The sequence below is a fragment of the Amycolatopsis sp. genome, from assembly GCF_035276945.1.
Classification (GTDB): domain Bacteria; phylum Actinomycetota; class Actinomycetes; order Mycobacteriales; family Pseudonocardiaceae; genus Amycolatopsis_E.
Map to the genome: position 1 here is coordinate 1 of NZ_DATELF010000077.1, position 2,969 is coordinate 2,969.

Consider the following 2,969-nt stretch of genomic DNA (forward strand, 5'->3'; position numbering starts at 1 on the left):
CGACGGAGTAGGGGCTACCTACTCGCCCCTACTCCCGCAAAGTACAGCGGAAACAGGGGCGTCGAACCCCTCGGCCCTACTGGGCCCGGTAGGGCCTACTGATCAGCTAGTAGCCCGCGCCCGATCGTTGATCAAAGACGGCCGCTTGCCGCGGCGGCCGTCCGCGACGGAGCTTCGAAAGGCGCTCGGAATCGGCACCCCCAAGGCTCAGAAAGTGCGGGACGCCCTGAAAGGCGAGTCATGACAACCACCGACAGTGACCGGAGCAGGGGAGAGTTGACCAACGTGCGGCACCTTCCCGTGAAGCGCGCCGACGACGCCGTGGAGCCCGTCGAGGTGCTGGAAGGCACCGTGCTCACCCCCGAGCAGTACGCCGAGATCCAGCGCGCCAAGGCCGCCGCCCGGCGGAGCGGGTACCGACGCGACGTGGTGACCGTGTACCGGGCGGTGACCCACCAGCGGACGCGACAGCACCTGAAATACCCGCTCAAGGGCGCCGCGGTCGTGTATGGCCGGTGGCGGGACGCGCACGGCGCGGGCCGCTACGAACGGCAGATGCGGGCCGCCGAGGTTGCTGGCGACGAAGAGAAGCTGCGGTACTGGCAGGAAGCCGACGTGACCGAGAAACAGCGCCGCCACCAGCGGGTGATGGACTGGGTGAAGTCACCGTGGCAACTGGTCAAAGCCGCAGCTCTCGGCGTTGGCATCTTCACCGGTCTGCTACTCGTGTTGGGAATCATCCTCGCCATCCACAGCGAAGACGCTCACCTGATCCTCGCCCCGAGCGGCGCGGTGCTGGACGCTGTGGCGTTCACCTGGTGGTTCCTCACCGCCTACGGCGTGTTCCTACTGGTCACAGGCACTATCGGGGCCGTGGCTTACCTGTATCAGCAGGGCCGCAAACACGCCGAGATGCCGCAGTGGATGGGGGCACCCGAGCGTGGTGACGGGGACGTGATGGACGACCTGCCCGACGAGGGCACCATCGTCAACGCGATCAAGAACCTCAACATCCGAGGCTTCAACCAGGCACTCAAGGAAGGATGGCGGGTCCGGTTCGAGATGCCCCCAGTGCTCGACGGCAAGGGCTGGCGCGCCCAACTGGCACTGCCGCCCGCCTGCCCGGTCGAGGAGATCGTGAAGCGCAAGAACATGCTGGCGCACAACCTCGTCAGGTTCCCGATCGAGGTATGGCCCACCGAACCGCAGCCCAGCGTGCTGGACCTGTGGGTGGCCAAGCCCGGCGCCCTGTCCGGCCCAGTGGACCCGTGGCCACTGCTGAAAGACCTGGACAACGCCAGGACCGACTACTTCGCCGGCGTGCCGGCCGGGGTCACCATCCGCGGTGATGTGGTGCGCGGACGCCTATATGAGGCGAACTACGTGATGGGCGGCGTGATGGGCTCCGGCAAGTCCACGCTGGCCATCACGCTCGTGCTCGGCGCGATGCTCGACCCGCTGGTGGAGATCGACGTTGTGGTGATGGCCGAGAACGCCGACTACGAGCCGATGCGGCCACGTCTACGGTCCCTGACCACCGGCGCCGGGGAGGAGACCGTCAGCACGTGCATGGCGATGCTGCGGGATCTCTACGACGAGACCACCGTCCGTGGCCAGGCCCTGCGTGAGCACGACGAACGGTTCGTGACCAGGGAACTCGCCGAGAAAGACGCGCGTCTCCGGCCGCGCATCATGGTGGTCGACGAGTGTCAGAACCTGTTCATCAGCGAACACGGCGAATCCGCCATCAAGGTCGCGGCGAAAGTGATGAGCACCGCCCGTAAGTACGGCATCACCCTGATGTTCCTCACCCCGGAACCGTCGCAGGACGCATGCCCGCGCAAGCTCATCTCGATCGCCAGCAACAAGGCATGCTTCGCCATCGGCGACCAGATCGGCAACGACGCGGTGCTGGGCACAGGCTCCTACAAGGCCGGCATCTCCGCGGTCGGCCTGACCCCGAAAACGGACGAAGGCCCTGGGGATATCGGGACCTGCATGTGCCGCGGGTTCATGGCGAAACCGGGCTTGTTGCGCAGCTTCTATGTGCCGCAGGGGGATGCGCACCTCGTGACTCGGCGGGCGATGCAGCTTCTCGATGAAGCCAAGGTTTCGCACGGTCCGGGCCGGGTGGAGCGCGATGTTCTGGCTGATGTGCTGGCGGTGATGGATGGTGAGCCGGGCCGGGCCGGGGATGTGGTGAAGGCCTTGGCCGCCCGGTGGCCGCGGTATCAGGGCTGGAAGATCGCGACGCTGGTCAAGGCGTTGGCCGAGTTCGAGGTGCGGGTGCCGTCGACAGACCGGAAGTTCCCCATCGATCCGGATACGGTGCGTTACGCGATGGTGCGGCGTGACGCTGAGGGCGCCGCGGACGAATGAGCGCCGTGGCCCACCGTGAACGCCGCGGTTTCGGGGTTTTGGTGGGGGTCGTTCGGCGTGCTCATTCCGCCCATTCCGCTCATTTTGGCTGGTCAACGGCATCATTTGGTCGAATGAGCGAACTCATTTGCAAACGGGAAACTCATTCGGGAACTCATTCGCCACAACATCAACAGAGAGTCACGAAAGGAGCCTGAAATGGATTGGTTAGACAAGGAGATCGCCCGTCTCCGAGCGGACGGCGTCGCGCACATCTGGGTGGCGCCGGAGCGGGACGAGCTCGTGTATCAGGTCGTCGAGGACGGCCCGCTGGTCGCGGTCAACGCCTACGGCAGCGACCAACTGCGGGGCGACGAGCCGCCCGAGAGCTGGAACGAACTGACGTAAGGAGATCGAGATGGGTTGGTTGAGCAAGAGCAACACCACCACGTCCCACGACAACACGCACAACTGCAACAAGAGCACCTACCTGGCCGCCATCGTCACGACCGGCGAGTTCCCCGGCGACCCGAACGCCATCCGAACGCGTGACCGCCGATGCTGCACGTGCGGGCGCGTCACCGAAACAGTCGTCGTCAACTGACCAGGAG

3 protein-coding genes are annotated in these 2,969 nt (G+C 65.6%); all 3 read left to right on the plus strand.

All coding sequences use genetic code 11. The features are described 5' to 3' along the window. Nucleotides 1–240: 240 nt before the first annotated feature. On the plus strand, nt 241–2,379 hold the full coding sequence (locus VJT49_RS13425) for a zonular occludens toxin domain-containing protein (protein WP_324165118.1): 2,139 nt from the start codon (nt 241–243) through the stop codon (nt 2,377–2,379). Between the two features lie 198 nt (nt 2,380–2,577). After that, nucleotides 2,578–2,766: a hypothetical protein gene (locus tag VJT49_RS13430; RefSeq protein WP_324165119.1), complete on the plus strand. Its 189-nt coding sequence runs from the start codon at nt 2,578–2,580 to the stop codon at nt 2,764–2,766. Nucleotides 2,767–2,776: 10 nt separating this feature from the next. Further along, nucleotides 2,777–2,962 (plus strand): hypothetical protein, encoded by a 186-nt coding sequence (locus VJT49_RS13435; protein WP_324165120.1) that lies wholly within the window; start codon nt 2,777–2,779, stop codon nt 2,960–2,962. The last annotated feature ends 7 nt before the right edge of the window (nt 2,963–2,969 follow it).

Coding starts and splice junctions, on each gene's coding strand:
- VJT49_RS13425 (WP_324165118.1), top strand. CDS start 241: ATGACAACCACCGACAGTGACCGGAGCAGGGGAGAGTTGACCAACGTG.
- VJT49_RS13430 (WP_324165119.1), top strand. CDS start 2,578: ATGGATTGGTTAGACAAGGAGATCGCCCGTCTCCGAGCGGACGGCGTC.
- VJT49_RS13435 (WP_324165120.1), top strand. CDS start 2,777: ATGGGTTGGTTGAGCAAGAGCAACACCACCACGTCCCACGACAACACG.